3 protein-coding genes are annotated in these 1,321 nt (G+C 27.9%); all 3 read right to left on the bottom strand.

The genetic code is table 11. From position 1 onward, the window contains the following. On the bottom strand, nt 1-340 hold a 340-nt coding region (locus tag RMO83_RS12795; RefSeq protein WP_310560091.1), incomplete at its 3' end, for an FAD-dependent oxidoreductase. A 144-nt stretch (nt 341-484) separates the two neighbouring features. Next, nucleotides 485-901 (bottom strand): hypothetical protein, encoded by a 417-nt coding sequence (locus tag RMO83_RS12790; RefSeq protein WP_310560090.1) that lies wholly within the window; start codon nt 899-901, stop codon nt 485-487. A gap of 235 nt (nt 902-1,136) precedes the next feature. After that, nucleotides 1,137-1,321, bottom strand: a 185-nt coding sequence (locus RMO83_RS12785) for a hypothetical protein (RefSeq protein WP_310560089.1), incomplete at its 5' end; no start/stop codon positions are given.

Raw genomic sequence — 1,321 nt, 5'->3', positions numbered from 1 at the left:
GATTGCCAAAAAAATTGGTTTTGCAACCAATAGCAATTACTAAATAATCATAATCAAAATGTCCAATTGTAGTTGAAATTGTATTATTTGATTCATCTATATTCAAGACTTCTGACAAGCGAATTTGAAGGTTTTTTTTGCCTTTAAAAATATTTCTAAGCGGAAAAGAAATACTAGATGGTTCGAGTTGAGAAGTTGCCACTTGATAAAAAAGTGGCTGAAATTGATGGTGGTTTATTTTATCAATAAGTAAAACATCGAATAATTGTTCGTCAAGTTGACGCACCAATTGAATACCAGCAAAACCACCACCTATGACAATTATTTTTTGTTTTTGCATGATTTTCTATTTAATTATTAATCGACTTTGTCTATGTTAAAGTTTTGAAATTTGATAATTATTATAAATGGTTTTAATACATTGGGCAAATAAAAAAAGCGAGAATAAAATCTCGCTTTTCACATTATCTCCCCAAATAATGTTCTACCTAAATAGATCTTTTATGTTGTTTCCGATTTCTTTCATGTCTCGATTAAAATCGCTTTGAAATGTTTTCCATTCGGTTTCGTTGCCATCGTAATTGTTAAGTTTTGTTTTTAATTCAACATTTTTGGCTTCGAGTTTTTCGATTCTGGTTCTGTACATTCCATCAAATGTTTTTCCTGGTTTATTCATTTCTATTTTCAAATCTGCAATACGCTTTTCGTTATCTGCGATTTTGGCTTGCGATTCTGTTTTAAAAGTTAACCATTCATTAGCATTTGAAATTTTGGTGTCTTTTAAATCTTGATTGGCTTCGACAACATTTTCTTTTGCGGTATTTTCTTTTTGTTGTGCCGATTTACAAAATGTAAAAACTGTTCCTGCTAAAATTAATAGGATTATAATTGCTTTATTCATGTTTTCTGTATTTTTAATTGTTATACAAATTTGCAAAAGTTAACAATAAAAAGTATTACAGAATTTTTATGAAAAGTTATAATATTCCTAGTTTTGAAAAAACAACGTCAACTAAAAATCAATATTTTTTAAAATAAGTTGAAAATAAATTTGGATATAAACACAGTTAAATATAGTTAAAACCTACAATTTTATGAATCACAACCGTTTCAAAAATCTTCATTCGATAAATACTTTATTGTTGTAACAATTGTTTGGCCATTAACCAAAATAACCTTGTTACATGTGTGGGTTTTTCTATAAGTTCCGAAAGTGTTACAAAGTTATTGACAAACAACAATTTGTCTATATTTATATTGTCGTTTTCGCTTAATTGATGATAAGCCATTGACCAATTCGGAAAAACTCGATCTTGTTTTT

The sequence above is a fragment of the Flavobacterium sp. genome (genome assembly GCF_031423415.1).
Lineage (GTDB): Bacteria > Bacteroidota > Bacteroidia > Flavobacteriales > Flavobacteriaceae > Flavobacterium.
This window is presented reverse-complemented; position numbering and strand designations above follow the sequence as displayed.

Coding starts and splice junctions, on each gene's coding strand:
- RMO83_RS12790 (WP_310560090.1), bottom strand. CDS start 901: ATGAATAAAGCAATTATAATCCTATTAATTTTAGCAGGAACAGTTTTT.